The organism is Streptomyces sp. MK37H, assembly GCF_018035285.1.
In the GTDB taxonomy this organism is placed as follows: Bacteria; Actinomycetota; Actinomycetes; order Streptomycetales; family Streptomycetaceae; genus Streptomyces; species Streptomyces endocoffeicus.
In genome coordinates, this window is sequence record NZ_JAAAYH010000844.1 from 1 (window position 1) to 1,426 (window position 1,426).

At 71.2% G+C, this 1,426-nt stretch carries 1 protein-coding gene and 1 pseudogene; both read right to left on the bottom strand.

Going from position 1 to position 1,426, the window contains the following annotated elements; all coding sequences use genetic code 11:
- Nucleotides 1–416: pseudogene (locus tag GWI24_RS44335) on the bottom strand (hypothetical protein); the annotation flags it as partial.
- A 5-nt stretch (nucleotides 417–421) separates the two neighbouring features.
- Complete coding sequence (locus GWI24_RS44340; RefSeq protein ID WP_210951657.1) at nucleotides 422–1,399, bottom strand: HNH endonuclease; 978 nt, start codon at nucleotides 1,397–1,399, stop codon at nucleotides 422–424.
- Nucleotides 1,400–1,426: the final 27 nt, after the last annotated feature.

Here is a 1,426-nt window from a genome sequence, read left to right on the forward strand (position 1 = left end):
TGCTCGGGAAGGTCCAGCCGCCCCTCGGACCGGCTGCTCATCGCGTCCGCCGCCTCCTGCAGCCACTCCGGCGGAGTCAGCAGGAAGGACGTCGCGTTCAGGTCGATGCGCTGCTGCCGCCCGGTGGTGGACTCGTCGCGGGAGCCGTCGGTCGTGCCGTACCGCTCCTCGTAACGGCGGATCACCTCACCCACCGGCAGCCCCGGCCACAGCGTGGTCTCGCCGCTGTCGCGCGCGATCACCATCCGCGTGCCCTCGGCCCCGTGGCCCGAGACCGGTCCGTCCGGGCGGTCCTCGGCCCACACGACGAAGCCCAGGTCGAACTCCCGGACCCGCGCCTCGCGCTGCTGATAGGCCGGCACATCGCCGTTGATCCAGAGTTCCGCGCGCTCCTGCGCCTGTGCGAAGGTCACCATCGCGCTCACCCCTCCACCGGGACGGCGTACGCGAATCCACCGTCCACCATCAGGTTCGCCACGGTCTCGAGCTCCGGCGGATTGCCCGCCAGCCGGAGCAGGAAGGCGTCGAAGTCGTCGCCGCAGGGCAGCAGCAGCCGCTCAACCCGCTCCTGGACCGTCCAGCCGTCACGGTCCCGCGCGTCGTCATACGCACAGAACCACACCGAGCCGATCGCGTCACCCTTCACCTTGACCGCGATCACCCCGCCCTGGACGAAGCCCACGCCCAGATAGTCCTTGGTGAAGTGGTCCCGCAGACACTTGTTGATATAGACGAGGTCATTGACCGCCGCCTCGTCGCGCACCGTGAAGAAGGGCTGGTCGATCAGCAGCCCCAGCTCCGGGTCGAGCGCCGTGCCGACCGGTGCGCAGCCGCCCGCCGCCTTGAGGAAGGCGCGGTACGAATCGGGCAGCCGGTAGCCGAGGTCCTCCTCGACGCCGAGCACCTGCTCCTCGGTGACGGAGATGCCCCGCAGCGGCAGGCCCACATGCATCGGCCGGGTCTCCTGCAGCGGGCGGGTGCCCCGCTTCTCCTGGTCGACCTGCGCCGTGGCGAGCCCGCCGTGGTGCCGCAGCAGCGCCTTGACCTCGACCGGGACCAGCTCCATGCGCCGGGTGCCGACGACGTGGTGCCAGGTCCAGCCGTGCGGGGTGGCCACCGCCGACGCCCCGTTCCACAGCTCGTGACCGGCGGCGTGCAGCGCCGCGTTCGCCGAGACGTAGTCCGTCAGCCGGAGCTCGTCGACGCCGAACCCCTCCGGGGGCTCGGCGATTTCGGCGGCCGCGCGCGCATACGGCGAGAAGTCCGGAAAGCCGTTTTCGTCCACGCGGACGCCCTTGGGGTGGCGAGCGGCCCGGACGGGATCCGGGAAGTGCACGACCTGCCCGGCGTAGGCCGTGTTCGGTGGCACGGCATGCTGCCCGAGCCGACCTGTCGTCATGGCGGTTGCCCCCTGCTGATGCTGGCT